Origin of the sequence: Acinetobacter sp. UBA991, from assembly GCF_002292065.1 — a bacterium.
GTDB classification, from domain to species: Bacteria; Pseudomonadota; Gammaproteobacteria; order Pseudomonadales; family Moraxellaceae; genus Acinetobacter; species Acinetobacter higginsii.
Window position 1 is genome coordinate 440,278 of sequence record NZ_DBBF01000027.1, and the last position, 17,875, is coordinate 458,152.

Annotated in this window: 19 protein-coding genes; 11 read left to right on the forward strand and 8 right to left on the reverse strand. The window is 37.1% G+C overall.

The annotated features are described in order from the left end of the window. Nucleotides 1-182 precede the first annotated feature (182 nt). Nucleotides 183-2,261, forward strand: a complete 2,079-nt coding sequence (ppk1, locus tag B2727_RS12945) for a polyphosphate kinase 1 (protein ID WP_033132790.1) — start codon at nucleotides 183-185, stop codon at nucleotides 2,259-2,261. Between the two features lie 73 nt (nucleotides 2,262-2,334). Here ppk1 and B2727_RS12950 read toward each other — a convergent pair whose 3' ends face one another. After that, on the reverse strand, nucleotides 2,335-2,949 hold the full coding sequence (locus tag B2727_RS12950) for a TetR/AcrR family transcriptional regulator (RefSeq protein ID WP_033132789.1): 615 nt from the start codon (nucleotides 2,947-2,949) through the stop codon (nucleotides 2,335-2,337). A 250-nt stretch (nucleotides 2,950-3,199) separates the two neighbouring features. On the opposite strand from B2727_RS12950, the gene B2727_RS12955 reads away from it, so the two are divergent. Together B2727_RS12955 and B2727_RS12960 are read left to right on the forward strand one after the other, a co-directional pair. Continuing rightward, nucleotides 3,200-4,216 carry an MBL fold metallo-hydrolase gene (locus B2727_RS12955; protein WP_033132788.1) on the forward strand — a complete coding sequence of 339 codons (1,017 nt, stop codon included), beginning with the start codon at nucleotides 3,200-3,202 and terminating at the stop codon, nucleotides 4,214-4,216. A 15-nt stretch (nucleotides 4,217-4,231) separates the two neighbouring features. After that, a complete protein-coding gene (locus B2727_RS12960; RefSeq protein ID WP_033132787.1) occupies nucleotides 4,232-4,603 on the forward strand; it encodes a hypothetical protein in 372 nt (123 codons plus the stop codon). A gap of 63 nt (nucleotides 4,604-4,666) precedes the next feature. Here the strand turns inward: B2727_RS12960 and B2727_RS12965 are convergent, their stop codons facing one another. Then, nucleotides 4,667-5,110 carry a MarR family winged helix-turn-helix transcriptional regulator gene (locus tag B2727_RS12965; protein WP_033132786.1) on the reverse strand — a complete coding sequence of 148 codons (444 nt, stop codon included), beginning with the start codon at nucleotides 5,108-5,110 and terminating at the stop codon, nucleotides 4,667-4,669. 132 nt (nucleotides 5,111-5,242) lie between these two features. On the opposite strand from B2727_RS12965, the gene B2727_RS12970 reads away from it, so the two are divergent. The 5 genes from B2727_RS12970 (at nucleotide 5,243) to B2727_RS12990 (ending at nucleotide 11,203) form a co-directional block, all read left to right on the forward strand. Then, nucleotides 5,243-5,437 (forward strand): hypothetical protein, encoded by a 195-nt coding sequence (locus tag B2727_RS12970; protein ID WP_033132785.1) that lies wholly within the window; start codon nucleotides 5,243-5,245, stop codon nucleotides 5,435-5,437. Between the two features lie 49 nt (nucleotides 5,438-5,486). Continuing rightward, nucleotides 5,487-7,040, forward strand: a complete 1,554-nt coding sequence (locus B2727_RS12975) for a carboxylesterase/lipase family protein (protein ID WP_033132784.1) — start codon at nucleotides 5,487-5,489, stop codon at nucleotides 7,038-7,040. A 46-nt stretch (nucleotides 7,041-7,086) separates the two neighbouring features. Next, a complete protein-coding gene (locus B2727_RS12980; protein WP_033132783.1) occupies nucleotides 7,087-8,535 on the forward strand; it encodes an aldehyde dehydrogenase family protein in 1,449 nt (482 codons plus the stop codon). A gap of 125 nt (nucleotides 8,536-8,660) precedes the next feature. Then, nucleotides 8,661-9,845: an MFS transporter gene (locus B2727_RS12985; protein ID WP_227505266.1), complete on the forward strand. Its 1,185-nt coding sequence runs from the start codon at nucleotides 8,661-8,663 to the stop codon at nucleotides 9,843-9,845. A 122-nt stretch (nucleotides 9,846-9,967) separates the two neighbouring features. Continuing rightward, nucleotides 9,968-11,203 (forward strand): DcaP family trimeric outer membrane transporter, encoded by a 1,236-nt coding sequence (locus tag B2727_RS12990; protein WP_033132781.1) that lies wholly within the window; start codon nucleotides 9,968-9,970, stop codon nucleotides 11,201-11,203. Between the two features lie 219 nt (nucleotides 11,204-11,422). On the opposite strand, the gene B2727_RS12995 is transcribed toward B2727_RS12990, so the two are convergent. Continuing rightward, the gene (locus B2727_RS12995; protein WP_005203627.1) at nucleotides 11,423-11,584 is read right to left on the reverse strand and encodes a hypothetical protein; all 162 of its coding nucleotides are present in this window, start codon (nucleotides 11,582-11,584) and stop codon (nucleotides 11,423-11,425) included. 515 nt (nucleotides 11,585-12,099) lie between these two features. Between B2727_RS12995 and B2727_RS13000 the strand changes: the two genes are divergently transcribed. Beyond that, nucleotides 12,100-12,321 (forward strand): hypothetical protein, encoded by a 222-nt coding sequence (locus tag B2727_RS13000; RefSeq protein ID WP_004807100.1) that lies wholly within the window; start codon nucleotides 12,100-12,102, stop codon nucleotides 12,319-12,321. A 114-nt stretch (nucleotides 12,322-12,435) separates the two neighbouring features. After that, nucleotides 12,436-12,645, forward strand: coding sequence for a hypothetical protein (locus B2727_RS13005; RefSeq protein WP_004807102.1), 210 nt, complete (start codon nucleotides 12,436-12,438; stop codon nucleotides 12,643-12,645). 232 nt (nucleotides 12,646-12,877) lie between these two features. Here the strand turns inward: B2727_RS13005 and B2727_RS13010 are convergent, their stop codons facing one another. Both B2727_RS13010 and B2727_RS13015 read right to left on the reverse strand, forming a co-directional pair. Beyond that, nucleotides 12,878-13,057: a hypothetical protein gene (locus B2727_RS13010; protein ID WP_004807103.1), complete on the reverse strand. Its 180-nt coding sequence runs from the start codon at nucleotides 13,055-13,057 to the stop codon at nucleotides 12,878-12,880. 391 nt (nucleotides 13,058-13,448) lie between these two features. Beyond that, entirely contained in the window at nucleotides 13,449-14,381 is a 933-nt protein-coding gene (locus B2727_RS13015) for a lauroyl acyltransferase (protein ID WP_033132780.1), read from the reverse strand. Nucleotides 14,382-14,676: 295 nt separating this feature from the next. Here B2727_RS13015 and B2727_RS13020 point away from each other — a divergent pair, with 295 nt between their 5' ends. Further along, a complete protein-coding gene (locus B2727_RS13020; protein WP_033132779.1) occupies nucleotides 14,677-15,315 on the forward strand; it encodes a GNAT family N-acetyltransferase in 639 nt (212 codons plus the stop codon). A 143-nt stretch (nucleotides 15,316-15,458) separates the two neighbouring features. On the opposite strand, the gene B2727_RS13025 is transcribed toward B2727_RS13020, so the two are convergent. From B2727_RS13025 to B2727_RS13035, 3 genes are read right to left on the reverse strand one after another with little or no spacing between them, the layout of a single operon-like run. Further along, the gene (locus tag B2727_RS13025) at nucleotides 15,459-15,896 is read right to left on the reverse strand and encodes a DUF2147 domain-containing protein (RefSeq protein ID WP_033132778.1); all 438 of its coding nucleotides are present in this window, start codon (nucleotides 15,894-15,896) and stop codon (nucleotides 15,459-15,461) included. 27 nt (nucleotides 15,897-15,923) lie between these two features. Further along, nucleotides 15,924-16,715 (reverse strand): enoyl-CoA hydratase, encoded by a 792-nt coding sequence (locus B2727_RS13030; RefSeq protein WP_033132777.1) that lies wholly within the window; start codon nucleotides 16,713-16,715, stop codon nucleotides 15,924-15,926. A 33-nt stretch (nucleotides 16,716-16,748) separates the two neighbouring features. Then, on the reverse strand, nucleotides 16,749-17,702 hold the full coding sequence (locus B2727_RS13035) for a fumarylacetoacetate hydrolase family protein (RefSeq protein ID WP_033132776.1): 954 nt from the start codon (nucleotides 17,700-17,702) through the stop codon (nucleotides 16,749-16,751). Nucleotides 17,703-17,875: the final 173 nt, after the last annotated feature.

Genomic DNA, 17,875 nt, shown 5'->3' on the forward strand with positions numbered 1-17,875 from the left:
TTATGCTATTGATTTTTTAATAATTTATTTTGGTAAGTGATTTTATATATATTCTAGATAATTGAATAAACAAATGGGATTTTCATTAATCTGCAATGTAATCGGCACAAAATAAACAATGGAAAAATTTACGTCTAATCGCGTATTAGAAAAATCACTTTTTATAAAATATAGAGTAACTCATGACTTCTATGCATGCACTAACAAATGGTCAGGAACACTGTTTGGAAACTTATATAAATCGAGAGTTATCATTATTAGAGTTTCATAAACGAGTGCTTGCACAGGCAAAAGATGATGGGCATCCACTACTGGAACGCCTTAATTTCTTAATTATTTTTTCTCGCAATTTGGATGAGTTTTTTGAAATCCGTGTTGCAAGCCTAATACAACAAATGAATTTGTCGACTCAGACGGTAGGGCCCGAAGGGACCCCTCTCACGGACGTATTACAACAAATTTCTAAAGTCGTTCATGAGGCAGTAGAACAACAATATGAAATATTAAACCATTCCATTCTCCCTCAATTGCAAGGTCATGGAGTTCATTACATCCAATATGCTGACATCCTAGAAAAGCATAAGGCATGGATTAAAAATTATTTTTTTAATGAAGTACAACCTGTTGTCACACCGATTAGTTTAGATCCTGCACATCCATTTCCTCGATTGGTTAATAAAAGTCTGAATTTTATAGTGACTTTAGAAGGAAAAGATGCATTTGGACGAGAAATTGATTTAGCCATCGTACCGGCACCGAGATCCTTACCTCGATTGGTCAAATTACCACCTCAAATTTCAGGTAATTCAGAACATTACATTTTACTCTCTGCGATTATTCAGGAACATATAGCAGATTTGTTCCCTGGCATGAAAGCAACAGGATGCTATCAATTTCGTGTGACACGTAATGCCGATTTAACCGTATCTGAAGATGTTGAAGACTTGGCGATTGCGCTCAAAGGAGAATTATCAGCAAGACGTTTTGGACGCGCCGTTCGATTGGAAGTCAATAAAAACTGTCCTGAGCATATTGCCGATTATTTGTTGGAACAATTTGAGCTAGAGAAAGAACATTTATATTTTGTTGATGGTCCTGTCAATTTGGCTCGTTTCATTTCCAATTTTGATTTACCAGAATTACGATTCCAACCCTACCAACAAAAAATCCCAAAAGTGCTCTATACCAAAAAGCCAATTTTTGATGTGCTTCAAGCAGGCGATGTATTGTTACACCATCCATTTGATAGCTTTACCCCTGTGATCAAGCTGCTCAGAGACGCAGCCTATGACCCCAAAGTACTTGCGATTAAACAAACGTTGTATCGGAGTGGTGCCGACTCTGAGATCGTAAAAATTCTTGCAGAAGCAGCAAGAAATGGCAAAGAAGTAACAGCCGTTATTGAATTAAGAGCACGTTTTGATGAGGAATCAAATATTGAAGTAGCCAATGTACTTCAAGAAGCGGGTGCAGTCGTTGTATACGGGATTGTTGGTTATAAAACCCATGCAAAAATGATTCTGGTGGTACGCAGAGAACAAGACAGAATCAAACGATATGTGCATTTAGGCACAGGAAACTATCACGCGACCAATGCAAAAATTTATACCGATTATGGCCTATTAACCAGTGATGATGAAATTTGTGAGGATGTACATAAAGTTTTTCAGGAGTTAACAGGAATGGGGAAAATGGCAAAATTAAAAAAACTTTTCCATGCTCCATTCACCTTACATTCCCAACTTATCGAATTAATACAACAGGAAATTGAAAATAGTAAAGCGGGTAAAAAAGCGCAGATCATAATCAAGGTAAATGCATTGACTGAACCGCAACTGATTAATGCACTTTATAAAGCATCGCAGGCAGGTGTGCAAATTGATTTGATTATTCGTTCAATTTGTTGTTTAAGACCACAAGTGAAAGGGCTTTCAGAAAATATTAGAGTCCGCTCAATCGTAGGACGTTATTTAGAACATACCCGTGTTTATTATTTTTACAACGATGGTGAAGTTAAGTTGTACTGTGCCAGTGCGGACTGGATGGGGCGAAATCTGTTCTCTCGAATTGAATGTTGTTTCCCAATTGAAGATAAAAAGCTAAAAAAACTTATTATTGAAGATGGCTTAAAGAATTATTTGAAAGACAATTGCAGAGCATGGGAGCTTCAAGCAGATGGAACGTGGTTACAATGCCAGCCTAAACAAGATCAATCAGTGCATATCGCGCAAAGATATTTGATGGATAGAGAGATTGGCTGAGTATTACTGAATTGTGATGAAGCTAATTCAAAAACAACTGGCAAGAGCGCATAAGCACCTATATCCGATCGATTCAAATTTTAGTCAGATAACGATATATCGATTGGATAATGGCGTTTCTTAGCTCTTGCGGCTTCACATTGACTGGGGGTTCAAGCACTGCTGCATGAATGAGTGACTCTAATAATTGTAAGATCATCCAAACAATGAGCGGTTTATTTTTTTCTACGATTTCATCTTGATGTAATTCAACTAAACGAAAGATTTCTTGTCGAATCCCAGTTTCATCTTCAACGCTATTGATATCAAAGAAAGGGAGTTTCTTTTCAAGCAATTTGTGCAACTCAGGTTCAAATGAATGGGCAGCAATAACACCATCAACCAAAGATTCGATTCGCTGTTTTAAAGTCTGGGCATTTTGGCTATCGATCACAGTTCGCAGAATATCTCCAATGTGCTGCGTATGCTTTTTATGCAATGCTACAATGAGTGAGTCTTTATTGGGAAAGTATTGATATAACGAACCGATACTAATACCAGCGCGCTCTGCAACTAAATTCGTATTAAATTTTGCATAATCCATTTCTTTCAAAATTTCTGCCGCACTTTGTAAAATTGCATCGACAGTCACTTTTGATCGACCTTGGCTAGGTGCTTTTCTCGGTTTGAACACTGATTTCATGGTCATAAGTAGACAGCCTAAATGTGAGCATTAACTCATTTTTATAAACAACGATCAATATAATTGCTATCAAAAAATATGAGTAATATCTAAATTACCTAAAAATACAAAATAGAGATAAATTTTAATTAATTGATTTTATTTAATTTATATCCATATCTTCGACCATGGCTAAATGCGAGTATCTAATGTGAGCTTTTACTCATATTATGAATTCATCCTATGACTTCTTCAAATTATTGAGGAAACTGAAACAATGAAGATCAAACAATTTCTCACTTTTTCCCTCATAGCATTAAGCGGTTTTAATGCTTATGCAAATAGCTATCAGATTACAGAGAGTCGTACTCAGTACCAGCTCACGGCTGCACCAATTGTCCAAGTAGAAAAGAAACATCAAATTGCCTCTGGGGTATGGCTTATCCCAGACCCATATATTAATTATGTACCTAACATAGGAATCATTGAGGGAAAGGATGCCATCCTCGTTATTGATACGGGTATAGGCCAAAGCAATGGTCAAAATGTTTATCAAGTGGCGAAAGACATTGCTAAAAACCGAAAGATTTATCTTACAACCACCCATTTTCATCCAGAGCATCAGTTTGGAGCTTCTGAATTCAAAGACGCGACTTATATCATTAACAAAAAACAAAATGATGAGTTAATCGATAAAGGGGAAGACTACCTAAAAATGTTTCGAGCTTTTGGGAAGATCGAAAAAAATGCACTTAAAAATGTAAAGCTCCGTTATGCAGATCAAACTTACACAAATCGGCAAGTACTGAATTTGGGAGGTCGACTGGTTACACTACAAGAGATGCCTGCCCACACTCGTGGTGATCAAATCATTTATGATCAGCGTTCTGGTGTCGTTTTTATGGGGGATCTATACGAGAGAGAGTTCTATCCGATCATGCCTGATGAGGACTCGAAAGGGAGTCAATGGATTAAGGTGATTCAGCAAACAATTGATATGAAGCCAAAGATTGTCGTACCTGGCCACGGCAAGCTTTCAACAGTTAAAGATTTACAAGAATTTAAGCAACATATGCTTCGAGTAAAGAGCTTGGTCAAACAGCAAATTGATTTAGGGCTTAACCAAAATCAGATTATTAAAAAGATATCACCTACGATTTATAGAGAATATCCTCAGTGGAATAATAGGGTGTTTCTCCCATTCCAGATTGCAAATTTTTATGCAGAGCTTACAAAACAATCAATCGTGTTGCCTAGCTTAGTTAACGAACTTCAGTCTGATCCAGCTAAATAATTTTGGGAGTATGGCATGGAATTAAATTTAGAAAATTTCCCGATAGTGGAAGTGAGTCATCTTCAGCAAGGTAGTTTAGCTGAATTTATACAGCAGTTAGATCAGTTACTGCAACGCAATCAACCTTTCGTATTAATCCGCGATCTAAAATCCAAATTCAATGAACCATCGCCATCACAAGCACAATGGAAACAGACCATTCAGTGGATCAAAGCAAATACGCAAGCATTATCCTTAGTACAAGGGTGGATTGAGATTGCGGAAGAAAAGGTTGATCCCATGTTTTTAGATCGGGATCAAAAAATCTGGAAAATATCGTTCTACCAAGTCCAAACACAAGAAGAAGCAATCCTGCTGAGTCAAAAGTTATTGTCTTCATCGTTTTAAAATGATTTCTAGAAAAAGACCAAGAAAGATAAATAGATTCTTCTCTTGGTCTAGGCATCGCATTTAGTTTTCAATAATGTTCTTTAGCCATTCACGAACGCCACTTTCAATGTTTGGTGGCATTTGGTCTTTAATCTCCACTTCTAGATCTTCAATAATGACATTACATTTATGAAAACATTCGACTCCACTTCCAGTGAGCTCTAATTGCTGTACTTTTTTATTCGTCGGGTGTTTCTTCTTTACTAATAAATTTTGCGACTCTAACTTAGAAATAATTTGATTGACCGTCTGTGGCGTAAGTAAAGATAGACGAGCAATTTCTGCATTTGATAAGCCAGGACAATTATAAATAATTGAAAGTATAGCGAATTGAGCTGAAGTAACTTTCAATTCTAATAAAACACGTTCCATTTTTAAGCGATACGCACCAGCCGCTTTCCGCAATAGATATCCCAAATAGCCATCATCATAGCCAAACATTTCGTTACTTTTAGTTACATTCATAGATAAAGGAATCCTTTGCCGACAAGAAATATTATCAGTATACTGACAATATTATCAGTGCCCTGATAATCCTGATTGGAGCTGCATCTGAGCAGAACAATCATATCTTATTGTATAGAGGAGTTTCAAACGATGAGACGAGGTGCTTTGGCAGAGGCTTTTCATGCAGTTTGGAGTACGAACCATAAAAATATCTTTAATGCTTTTGAGATCAAATTCATCCGTTTGAAAATCAGCATTATTCAAATCGAGGGATTAATCGTTAATAGAAAACTAAAGGCAATTAATACAAATTTTAATGGCGTTGTTCAGAATTCTGGTCGTTAAAGTTTGTATTAATTGAATATCTCATTCAAATTTCTATCGTGAGTTAAATATGAAATTATCTAAATTATCTCTGTGCACGCTGTTTACACTATCCATAACAGCGACCCATGCTTATGAATTATCAGATATCGTTGATACATCAAATGGGCAAATTCAAGGTGTTGCAGAAAGCAACTTAGTACGATTTCAAGGTATTCCTTATGCTGAAGCCCCAATTGGCGCAAGACGATGGGAAGCACCTGTCGAAAAAAGAAAATTAGACGTAGTTTATTATGCAGGGAATCTGGCAAATACTTGTGCAACAACAACGAATTTGGGTGGATTCAGTAAAATAAGTGATTCCGAAGATTGCTTATATTTAAATGTCTATGTCCCTAAAAATGTAAGTCTGGATAAGAAGCAAAAAGCACCTGTATTATTTTGGATTCCTGGCGGTGGATTACAAACGGGTTCTGCCAATGAGTATGATTCTCAGTACTTCATTGATAAGGGCATTATTGTTGTCACAATTAATTATCGTTTAGGACCATTTGGATTTTTCTACAATCCCAGCACGACCAACAAAGATGCAGCATTTATTAATTTAGGATTAATGGATCAACAAGCCGCACTAAAATGGGTGAATAAAAATATTGAATCCTTTGGTGGAGATGCAAAAAATATTACGATCTTTGGCGAATCAGCAGGTGGGCAAAGTGTCCTAGCCAACATCTTCTCACCATTGTCTAAAAATCTTTTTCAAAAGGCCATCGCTGCCAGTGGTTCTTATCATGCTGATTTAAAAAATGTCGCTGATGCAAAACAAGTGACCCATACCATCGCTCAAAAACTAAATTGTGTAGGTGATGCTTCTGTGGTCAGTGCATGTTTAAAGAGCAAACCAACAGAACAGTTCTTAACACCAGACATTAGCTCATTATTCAATGATGGTTTTTTCATCGACAATACAACCTTGAACAAATCTTTCTATCAATCGATAGAAAGTAATGAGTTTAATGTTTCAAGCATGATTAATGGCTTTAATACAGATGAGGGTAGTTTCTTTGCTGGTGTGATTGAAAATTCACTCGGTCGAAAAATGAATTATGACGACTATGTTGGTTCATTAACTGGACTGTACGGTAAGAATACCCAAAAACATATCATCAAAAATAAAAAGCCGAATGCATTAACTGATTATACGCAAGCATTCAGTGAGGACCTTGGCAAATACAAGTTCGTATGTCCTACGATAAAGTTTAATGACTTGTTCTCTAAAAAAGTAGCTTTATACAGCTATGAATTTGCTGACAAATCTGCGCCTCAATATATCAAGCCTATTTCTATTGCTTATGGTGCATACCATACAGGAGAGTTGGCTTATCTCTTTAAAGACTTCCGTGGTGCCAATGGAAGCCTGACCAAACTGAATCCATCTCAAGCAGAGCTGTCTAAAACGATGGTGAATTATTGGGCCAACTTTATCAAAACAGGTAATCCAAACGGCGATGCATTGGTGAATTGGGCTCAATATCAAAATAACGCCAAGAATACGCTCTTGTTTAAGACTGATGGAGCCAAACTGATTCAAGAGCGTAGTTCAAATAGATCATGCCCGAAATAGTCATTCTTTTTAATCATTCTAAAATCTCAATACAGGAGACAGATCAATGTCTGTAACAACTGAAAACCAAGTTAAAAAAATTGATTTATGGATCAATGGTGAACGTATAGCTCCCGCATCTAAACAGTATTTTATTGATCATAACCCTGAAGATGACTCTGTCTTTGCAGAAGTTGCAGATGGTGATGAAAGTGATGTAGATCGTGCAGTGCAAAGTGCCCATCTTGCATTTCAAAGCTATCGTAAAACTCTTGCCAAGGAGCGAGAAGTTTATTTAATCAAAGCGGCATCTTTGGTAGAAAAATATGAAGACAAATTCATAGAGTTATTGGTCAAAGAGGTGGGTTCTCCGATTGGCAAAGCACGCTACGAAGTTGCCTATGCAGCCAATTGTTTACGTGCAGCGGCAGGTGTGGCACGTCGTATCTCTGGCCAAACACTTCCATCTGACAGTTTAGGTCGTTTTGCGATGACGACTCGCCAACCTATTGGCGTGGTGGCAGCAATTACTCCATTTAATGTACCACTATTAAAAAGTGCAAAACTGAGCTCGTCTCCATTAGCGACAGGGAATACCGTTGTATTACTGCCATCGGAACAAGCACCGATGATCAGTAACTTGCTTGCAGATATTTACCATGAAGCTGGATTCCCACCAGGAACCGTCAATGTTGTTACTGGGAATGGTGCTGTCATTGGCGATGCCTTAACAACACATGATTTGGTCAAGGCAGTCATGTTTACGGGCTCAAGTCGAGTCGGGAAGCACATTGGTGGGCTGTGCGGTTCTAGAATGAAACGTGCACTTTTAGAATTAGGTGGCAAAAGTCCTCTGGTTATTCTAGATGACGCAGACCTTGATGCTGCTGTAGAAGCCGCGGCAATGAGTCAGTTCTTCTTCCAGGGTCAAGCCTGTATGGCGTCAAGCCGGATCTATGTTGACAAGAAAGTTGAGCAAGAGTTTCTTCGCCGTTTTGTCAAAAAAGCTGAAAGCTTAGGTTTAGGTGATTTATATGATGAAAGTACTTCTGTTGGGCCAATTATCTCAGCACGTCAACGTGAACGTGTGCGCCATCATATTGAAGATGCACGAGCTAAAGGTGCAAAGGTATTAACAGGCGGAGAGTGGATTGGTCATCGTTGCAAACCGACCATCTTATCTGGAGTGAATGAATCGATGGTGGTGTACCGCGAAGAAACCTTTGGACCTGTAACCTCTGTTTATTCATTTTCTGACTTGGATGAAGCGATCGCACAGGCCAATGATAGTAATTATGGTCTCTGTTCTGCGATTTTCACACAAGATATCAATAAAGCCTTCCGCTTTGTTCAAGAAATTGAATCTGGAATGGTCCATGTCAATGCACCAACGATTTTGGATGAACCGCATGTCCCATTTGGCGGCGTAAAAGACAGTGGCTTTGGTCGTGAAGGCACAGATATCGATGTTGAAACCCTAACCGAGTGGAAATGGGTCACCATTAATCTGAATTAAGATTTGATTTTGACCGAATCTTGATAAAGAAACTCGGTCAACTCCACTGCATGGTATGAATGTTGATGATCCAATTTCTTAGCACTCATACCATGCCGGCATAGCATATGGTCTGGTAAATGAATATGAACTCTAATCCTCCAATTCTAAATAAAGAGCGCTCCATCTTTCTGCTAATCGCTTTGCTATTGGTTGCATCGAGTTTACGTGCACCAATCACGGGAGTTGGGCCAATACTTGAGCAATTACGGTTGGTGTTTGGCCTTTCACCCACTGCAGCTGGCTTATTAACAACTTTACCGCTGATTGCTTTTGCTGTTATTTCTCCATTTACCGCACGCTTTTCAATTAAATTTGGTTTTGAGCGAATTCTTTTCACCTCCTTAATAGTAGTTATTGCTGGTGCTGTAGTCCGCTCCATTGGCTCAGCCACGATGCTTTTTATTGGAACAAGTATTATTGGTATTGGTATCGCTATTGGAAATGTATTGGTACCTAGTCTGGTAAAACGTGATTTTCCAAACAGCGTACCCGTTGTCACAGGATTATGTTCTATTGCGATGGCTGTAGCAGGGGCTTTTGCATCGAGCAGTGTTGTTCCTCTTACTCAAATTTTAGGATGGCAGCCAACTTTAATGGTTATAGCCATTTTTTCCTTCATTGCTTGTCTGTTTTGGATTCCACTCATTCTCCAAAATAAAACTCAAGAACAAGTACAGATTCCATTAACAGAAGCACATTCACAAAATATTTGGACATCCAAACTTGCTTGGCAGGTCACATTGTTTATGGGCTGTAATGCGGCTTTATTCTATGCAATGGTGAGCTGGTTGCCTGCAATTTTGACCGAAGCGGGTTATAGCAATAAAGCATCTGGTTCTTTACATGGCTTGATGCAATTAGCAGGGATTGTACCTGGTTTAATTTTAGGTCCATTGGTGAATCGTCTGAAAGACCAACGTTTAGTTGCCATTAGTATGGGGCTATTAATGTGTATCGGGATGCTCGGACTGTTACTTGCCCCACATTGGGCAATATTTTGGGTACTCAGTTTCGGTATTGGATCTGGTGGCGGAATATTACTGGCACTGATGTTTTTGAGTCTACGTTCTCGTTCGGTACATCAAGCAGCTGCACTTTCTGGTATGGCTCAAGGTGGAGGCTATCTAATGGCGGCAGCGTGTCCAACTTTAGTCGGTGCATTACGAGGCGTCAGTCAGAATTGGAATTCTGTATTAATGATGGCTGTTCTACTCTCAATACTGATCGGTATTCTTGGCTACCTATCTGGTCGGAATCGTTATATTTAAATCCTAAGTATATATCTCGTTAAAAAATATCATTTTTAAAACCATCGTTTTCGATTTATTCGAATTCGATGCTGGATTCAATTTATCTAAATTTACTGCTCAAGCCATAACAGGAGTATTTCATGTGTGTGTTTCCTAATCGTCCGTCATTCATTCAGCATAGTTTAGCACTGTCTATAAGCTTGCTCATGATGACATCTGCCAATGCAGCGACTGATCAAGAGGAGATTCAAAAACTCATGGAAGAGATAAAAGAATTGAGAGCTTTAATTCAGCAACAGCATAAGTCCATTGAAACAGATCAAACGACTGTATCAACACCTGTTTTTAATTTTTCGCCAACTCAACCAGAGACTCATGTCAATCTATATGGTTTTTTGCGGGCTGATGCTAATTATATTATTGAAGGCGCTGATAACGACTTTAATGCCGCAGCTAAAAGTACAGCCGAAGCCAAAGATAAACTCAGAACAACCGTTAAAACCACGCGTATTGGCTTGGATTTTTCGACGCTTGCTCAAGAGGCAAAAATTGGCGCTAAAGTCGAGGTAGATTTTGCAGGAAGTAATGATAATCTTCGCATTCGTCATGCTTATTTGACGTATAACAATTGGTTGATTGGTCAAACAACGTCAAATTTCCTATCCAATCATGCACCTGAAATTATGGATTTTTCAACCAATATTGGTGGTGGTACCAAGCAATATCCTCAAGTTCGTTACAATTACAAAGTGACACCCGCAAACCAATTCTTCTTAGCTGCTGAAAAAGGCAATAATTCGGCATCAAACACTGCAATTAAATATCGAGTGCCTGTATTAACAGCAAAAATGATGCATGAGTTTACTGACAATAAAGGTTCTACATCGCTGCGGGCCATGCTTGAGCAATATCAAGCTGAAACGCTAAAGTCAGATAAAATAGGTTGGGGGATTGCAGTTGGTGTGAACTATAAGCCAATTGAATATCTAAAACTATCTGCTGATATTAGCCATGTAAAAGGCAATAGCCATTATGTTTATGGAAGCAATACCGCTTTTACTATTGCGGATGACAATGTAGAGCAGAATGAATTTAATGCAGTACAGATCGGTGGAACCTACTATATTCGCCCCAATTTACGAACAACTCTCGCTTATGGTGCAATTTTTGCTGATGATACAAATGGCTATGCTCAGAGTAGTAGGACAGATATATCAGCCAATGAAAAAGTACAGCAGACATGGATCAATTTTATATATTCTCTGGTAGCACCAATTGATCTGGGTCTAGAATATATCAATGCTCAGCGCGAAACCTTTGCTGGTGAAAAATATCGCGATAACCGTATTGGAATTATGGCCAAGTATACGTTTTAATTTTAATTCGTCGTTCTTAGCTATCTTTAAATTAAAATAGCCCCTCAGATCTGAGAGGCTATTTCTATCTTCTTTAATCAATGAATGAATGCAATTAAGCAACTAGATAAATCAAAGTGATAAAAGTAATGAATAGTAAAATAAATCAGTGCACTGATTTATCCTCTATATGAACAGCACCTCAATACATAAGAATATTAAAGTACTGATAATCATAAATTATTTATTATTTGGGTCTGGTTCTTGTGAATCCTCTGGTTTTGAAGAGTCTTCTGGTTTTGGAGTAGGTTGAGGGGTGTTTACCTGAGTATGTTCATTTGCTTGTAATAGTGGTGATTGATCATGGGTCACTTTTTTGGAAAACTCTTTAAAATCAGACATTTTTATCTTCTTTGTTTCGTTATGGAAACCCCATACTACGCTGTTATTTTATTTACACTACAGCAGCTTTAAGAGTGATTTGTAGGGATATGTAGATGAATTAAAGAATATATCTATTAAATATTTCTTAAATAAAATCAAATAAATATTATTTGTTGATTGCTATCGCTTAAAAACCATTACTAGATCTCAAGAATTTCAAGGGCAAGTACACAAAGATCACAAATCTTATTTTTAAATAAATCCAATTACTCAGGTGTGATATCTATTGAAAAGTATTTCTAGTGAAGAAAGCAAAAAGCTATCTTGTCTGATGATTGTCGTAATTCGCTCACAGTCAGTTGAATAGCTCAAAAGGCTAAGGGAATGTTACAGATCAAGCTGGATAATGCATGGGTGAAAACCTGCCAAATATTACCTATTGAAGCTAAGCTAGGACCTCGCCAAAGCTCTACATAAACAGCCCGATAAAGCAGATGTATATATGATAAGGTGAGCATTCAATCTGAGTGGTGATGATATTGAAATTATGTATTGGTGGTGATTTAGATGGAATGACGGTAGATTTGAATAAAAAAAACTTTAAAGCTGGAGAGATCGACAGTAAAAAGTCTTCAGAGTACGTTAAGCAGATTTATGTAAAAAACGATAGAGTCTACAGCTTTTGGATCTGTCAGGATTTGAGTGCCGATGAAGTGACAAGTCGCGTTGCGGATATTCTTGGTAAGTTAAAGTAGTTAATTAATTGCTGAACTTGTTCTGGAATTTCATTAGTTACTGCTGTTAATAATTTAACGTTTGTATATATGTGCAGCTAGGCATAGTATGATTGATTAAATTGGAGCATATTGATGCTAAAAGACATTACAATTATTGATTTCCAAGGTAAAGAAAGAAGGGCGCAAGCAAGCTACACCGAAGTAAAGACAACTAATACAATTCAATCAACTCGGGTGCAGAGTCCCAAAGTTGAATATATTTTAATAAAAGGTGAGATTATTTACCCGACATCGAATTGGGTTTTTAATAGCTCCGATGGTAATAGCTATTATATCGAGTAAAACATGACCCGCTTTGGCGGGTTTTTTAATGGGTAAATTTTATGAACGAAATCAGTTTTGTGACTTAGCCCGCATATCCACAAAATAGATTTTTGCTTCAGATCCTCTAGGCTGTGATCACTAAGCGTCAACCTTAAAAAATAGAAGTTAACTGATCGTACCTTCTATCTATTAGAATATTCGCTGAGTTGGATCAGAATATCTATCTGGGGTATGTGATGTTAACGCTTTGCTATTTATTACAATAAATAGCACGAATTCCATCAATAACATGCTCATATCGCAACAGCGTATACTGAGAATTATTCTCAAAAAATTTCCAAAACTCCATAATTGGGTTAGAAAATTCTTGATGTGTGAAGTCCTTTTGAAGTTCAGGTTGTTTTTTTATTATCTTAAACCCGATGAACATGTCATATCCTTACGTTGTTAGGAATCCATACTAACTTAAACTCAAGTAAAAGTATGTCTAATCTCTCAAATATCGATAAGTAGAGTTTAACCTAAGCTGACACCGCTATTAGACAAGCTCTAAATGCAGTGAGGCAGAGAGAAAACACACCTAGAATCTGGTCCATAGACTAATTTTAATCTGGTGATGGTCTACTTGCTCATTTCAGCAAAATTCCAAGCCATGGTTTTCAAGTTTCGAATGAAGACCAATGTGTTTTTTCTATTCTTAACCAAGGTAAAAGACCACAAGTTGCTTCTACCACACTGTCATTTAATTAGTTTGGATCAGTGAAAAAGCTCACGTTATGTGAGCTTTTTGTTTTCTTATAAAATTTAAATCTTTTGATTTATTAGATATAAAGGCTTTTTTCACCTTTGGGCCGAGTTTTGAATCTACGATGGAACCACATATATTGCGTAGGAAACATTTTTATTTGGTTTTCAATCACAAGATTGACTCGTGTTGCATCGTCAACTTCACAGGCACTTGGAAAATTTTGCAATGCAGGCTCTAGCAAAATATGGTATTGGGGGTTACGAATGTCACCAGTGCGATAAAAAAATAAAGGAATTGCCGCTGCTTTGGTAATTTTAATTAACCGTCTATGTGCTGTTACTGTTGCTGCTTGTATATTGAAGAAAGGAGCCATCACCCCTTGTTTAAGTCCAAAATCCTGATCTGGACTATACCAAATAGCATGTCTATGCTTTAAACTTGAGATCAATCCTTTCATATCATCTTTAGAAATCTGATTCTGATAAATTGTAGCTCTACATCGACTAATAAGCATATCTAAGAGAGGATTATTTTGAGGACGATAGACAACATCAAGTTCAAAAAAACGACCACAAATATAGCCACCTGCATCTAATAAAGTAGAGTGTGTTCCTAAGAGTAGAACGCCATTTTCTTTAGCATTTTTAAGATGCTCTAAACCATGAATATGCATCTTTTTTTGAAACCAACGAGGGCTGTACCAAGCATTCAATGCTTCAAAGAGTCCCAACATCATATTGAAAAAGACTTGTTTTGCATCTGCTTGTATTTCTTGTTCGCTTTTCTCAGGAAAACACAGTTCAAGATTCCTAATCGTTGTTTTGCGTCTAGATTTCAGCGCTTTCCAGGCAAGTGTCGAGAGGATATTTGCGAGTCGCCACTGTATCGCCCATGGAAGAATTGCAAACATCATTAAAAGAATTAAAGCCATCCATATTCCCCAATATCTAGGCAATAGAAATGACCAGTGAAACTTTCCTGCCCTAAATTTCCGTGTATACGTCATAGCAGCTGTTTCTTAAGAAAAACTGATCAGCCTAACATAAATGAATTACTTTCATTGATTTATTTAAGTAGGGATCACTACGCTAAATCACGTACTGTACTTCCATCGTTGCGTTGTCAACAAAAGAAAGATCGGTTGCCATACTGACCTAGGCAGAAAATTCATGTGATGTCTTGTAATTGGCAGGATAGGCTATACTTCTTGTAAGACCTTCACAGTTACTTGGCATAGATGCCAGCAATGTTGTATATCCCTAAAAGATCAATTTTTTATTGAAATTAAATGAGTGAGAGTAATGAGTAGTAATTTCTCTTTAGAGTATGAAGTGGTAGATGAATTAACTGATAGTGATTTGGACAAAATAAACCAGATGATCGTTTCTACTTGGGATTATAACTCATGGGTGCCTGAAAAGAATGTAAGACCTATGGCAGAATTTTTTTTGGGTGAGGTGATCATAAGTTCCTCGCGCATTTTTGTAGTTCGTGATAAAGACGAAATTGTTGGGGTAATTGCTGCATCAATCATAAATAACATTAGACAGAAGGCTAATGCGAAAATAAGAAAATATAGAGCTTTACAGGAAATAACCTCAGACAAAAGAGTAGAAGTTTTTGAACATTATCTGGATACATTGATATTAAATGAAAAATTACTTCTTGAAAGTGGTAAAACCTTTGCTGCGTCCTTGAATTTTTTTATCTTAGATGAACGATATCAAGGTTTAGGAATAGGCAATAAATTGTATTCTCTTTTTATTGATTATCTGCAAGATAAGAAAATTAAAGACTTTTTTCTTTTCACTGATAACAGTTCAAACTTTCAGTTCTATGAAAGAAAAGGATTATTAAAGATCGCAGAAGAGAAATATAGTTGGGGTGGAGATGTTGAAGATGCAGAATTGTATTACCTATACGAAGGACAAGTAAAATGACGAATGGAAAGGTTTATATACAATTGATAAAAGCTTTGATTTAAATCAATCAGGTGTAAATCATTGCTTACATTCGAACAAATGTATTTCTGGATTAAACTTATTGTTTAATCCAGAAATAAGAAAATTCTAATTTCTTCAAATTATTTAACTTTATACCAAGTCTGACTTCTACCAAGCGCAGAAATACCAATGTAACCACGACCGCTGAGCTTCTTGCCGTCAGGAGATAGGGCGGCATTAAAGCTGTAGGTTTTACCTGTCTTTGGATCTAAGATTGATCCATTGGTATATTTGTTTTCACCTGAACTTTTTAAATTTTTGACAATCGTCAGACCAACTAATGATTTATTTTGGTAGGCTCCTTCGCACTTAGTACATTTATTCGCTTCACTAGGAACCAGAATTTTTTCGATAGTCGCTGATAGAGCACCATTTTTATCTTCATTAAATCTTACAAGAGCTCTTGGTTGATTGGTTTGATCATCAATCGTTTTCCATACCGTACCATTAAGCTGGTCTGATGCAAATGAATGAATTGAGTAAGAACCGAGTAAAAGCAAAAAGAAAAACTTTTTCATCACTATAAATTTCCTGCTGAAAAATAATCAATTAAATTGGTTGAAATTGGGTTGACGCTTTTGAGAAAAAGCAGCCAGAGCTTCTTTAAATTCAGGAGATTGTAGACGCTCTAAAAAAATCTCTCCCTCTGTATCAATACAATCAAGTACAGAGCGATTTTCTGACTGTTTAAGCATGGCTTTGGTAATTTGCAATGATGTATTCGCTAGAGAAGCAAGCTTGTTTGCTTTTTGCAAAGCATAGTCATAAACATCCGTGATCACTACATCATTCACCAGACCAATATCTTTAGCAAATACAGCATCAAATGGTGTAGCCAGCATTAAAAGTTCAGATGCACGCAAGTATCCAATTTGTCGTGGTAACAGTAGACTTGAAGCACCCTCTGGGCTTAAGCCAAGACTGGTAAATGGAAGCTGAAAACGGGAAGTTGGATCACAATAAACAAGGTCTGCGTGTAATAAGATTGTTGTTCCGATACCAATTGCGACACCTTTTACAGCCATAATCAATGGCTTTTTTAATTGATGTGCAGCTCTAAGCAGCTTAAAAGCAGGAGCGTCTAAACCGAGTTTTACAATCTTATCAAAGTCTTGTAAATCGTTACCTGCAGTAAAGTCTTTATCAATCCCTCTAAGGATGACAACCTTAACTTCTGAAATGTGATCAGCTTGAATAAGTGCGGCTTCTAGTGCCAAATAGAGGCTACTATGAAGCGCATTTTTCCGATCAGGTCGATTGATCATGAGAGTGAAAACACCATCATTAAAATGAATATCTAATTCGGGATGAATGTGTTTTAAATTAGCCAAGCTCATATAGAATCCAGTGAGAATTGAATTTATTCAATGTTATGAAATTTGATGTCGCTGATAGCCTAAATTGATTTTGCCATCACTACTAAAAATATGAGATTCAATCTGATCACCGATTTTTAGATATTGGGAGCGTCGAGACTGGCTTTTGTTAAACAATTGCCATTTGATCTTCTCAGGTAAAAGCCCTGTCATTTTTATCAGTGTTGTCGATGGTAATCCAAGTGCACATCCAGATGGTGTACCTGTCATGAGTACATCACCGACTTCAAAATTAGTAATCTGAGAGAATTCGGTCAGTGTCTCAGCGGGTTTAAACACCAGATTCTCAGTAGAGTCTTGTTGGCGGACTTCTCCATTTACTTTCAGGCTAAGTTGTAGCTTGTTGAGATAATGCATTTCTGCCTTACTCAATAAACACAATACAGGACCAAGCGGACAGAAAGTACGATAGCTTTTTCCTTTATAAAATTGCATTTGTGGAATCTGTATGTCACGCGCTGAAACATCATTACCAATACAGATACCTGCAATATATTCATGTAAATTTTCTGTAGTGACGGTGATACTATCTTGCGTTTTTTTCCCTAGGACTAGTGTTAATTCAATTTCATAGTCTAATAAATCAACATGGTTTGGTTTTTCAATCCATCCAGTTGGACCATGAAGCGATGCCAATGATTTGGTAAAAAACATATTAAATGACTGGGTATCAGGATTGATTCCCGAATCAAGCATATGTTGGCGATAATTCGCACCCTGACATAATATTTGAGATGGATTGGTAATTGGGCTCAGTAATTTCACGTTAGCAAGTAAGTATTTTTCTTTACTTTCCGTTGCCAATTTTGCCAGTTGGAGTATGCCACATTGAATGATTTCCTGAGTGCTTTCAAAGTCATGCTGAAAGGAAATAATTTCATTATTCTGAATGAGTCCCCAACGTTTTTTCTGTTGAGCATCAATAAAATGAACAATATGTAAAGCCATAACAAATATCCCAATTTTATTTTGAGCGTTTCTTTTCTGCGATAGCGATAATCGGCTGAGTCATCCAACGTTTAAATTTATTGCCGAAAGATTCTTGTTGATAAATTGGGCGCGGACTGACTTCTTCATTTGCTTTTTTGTATTGAGGGAACTGATATACGCTGAATTATCAG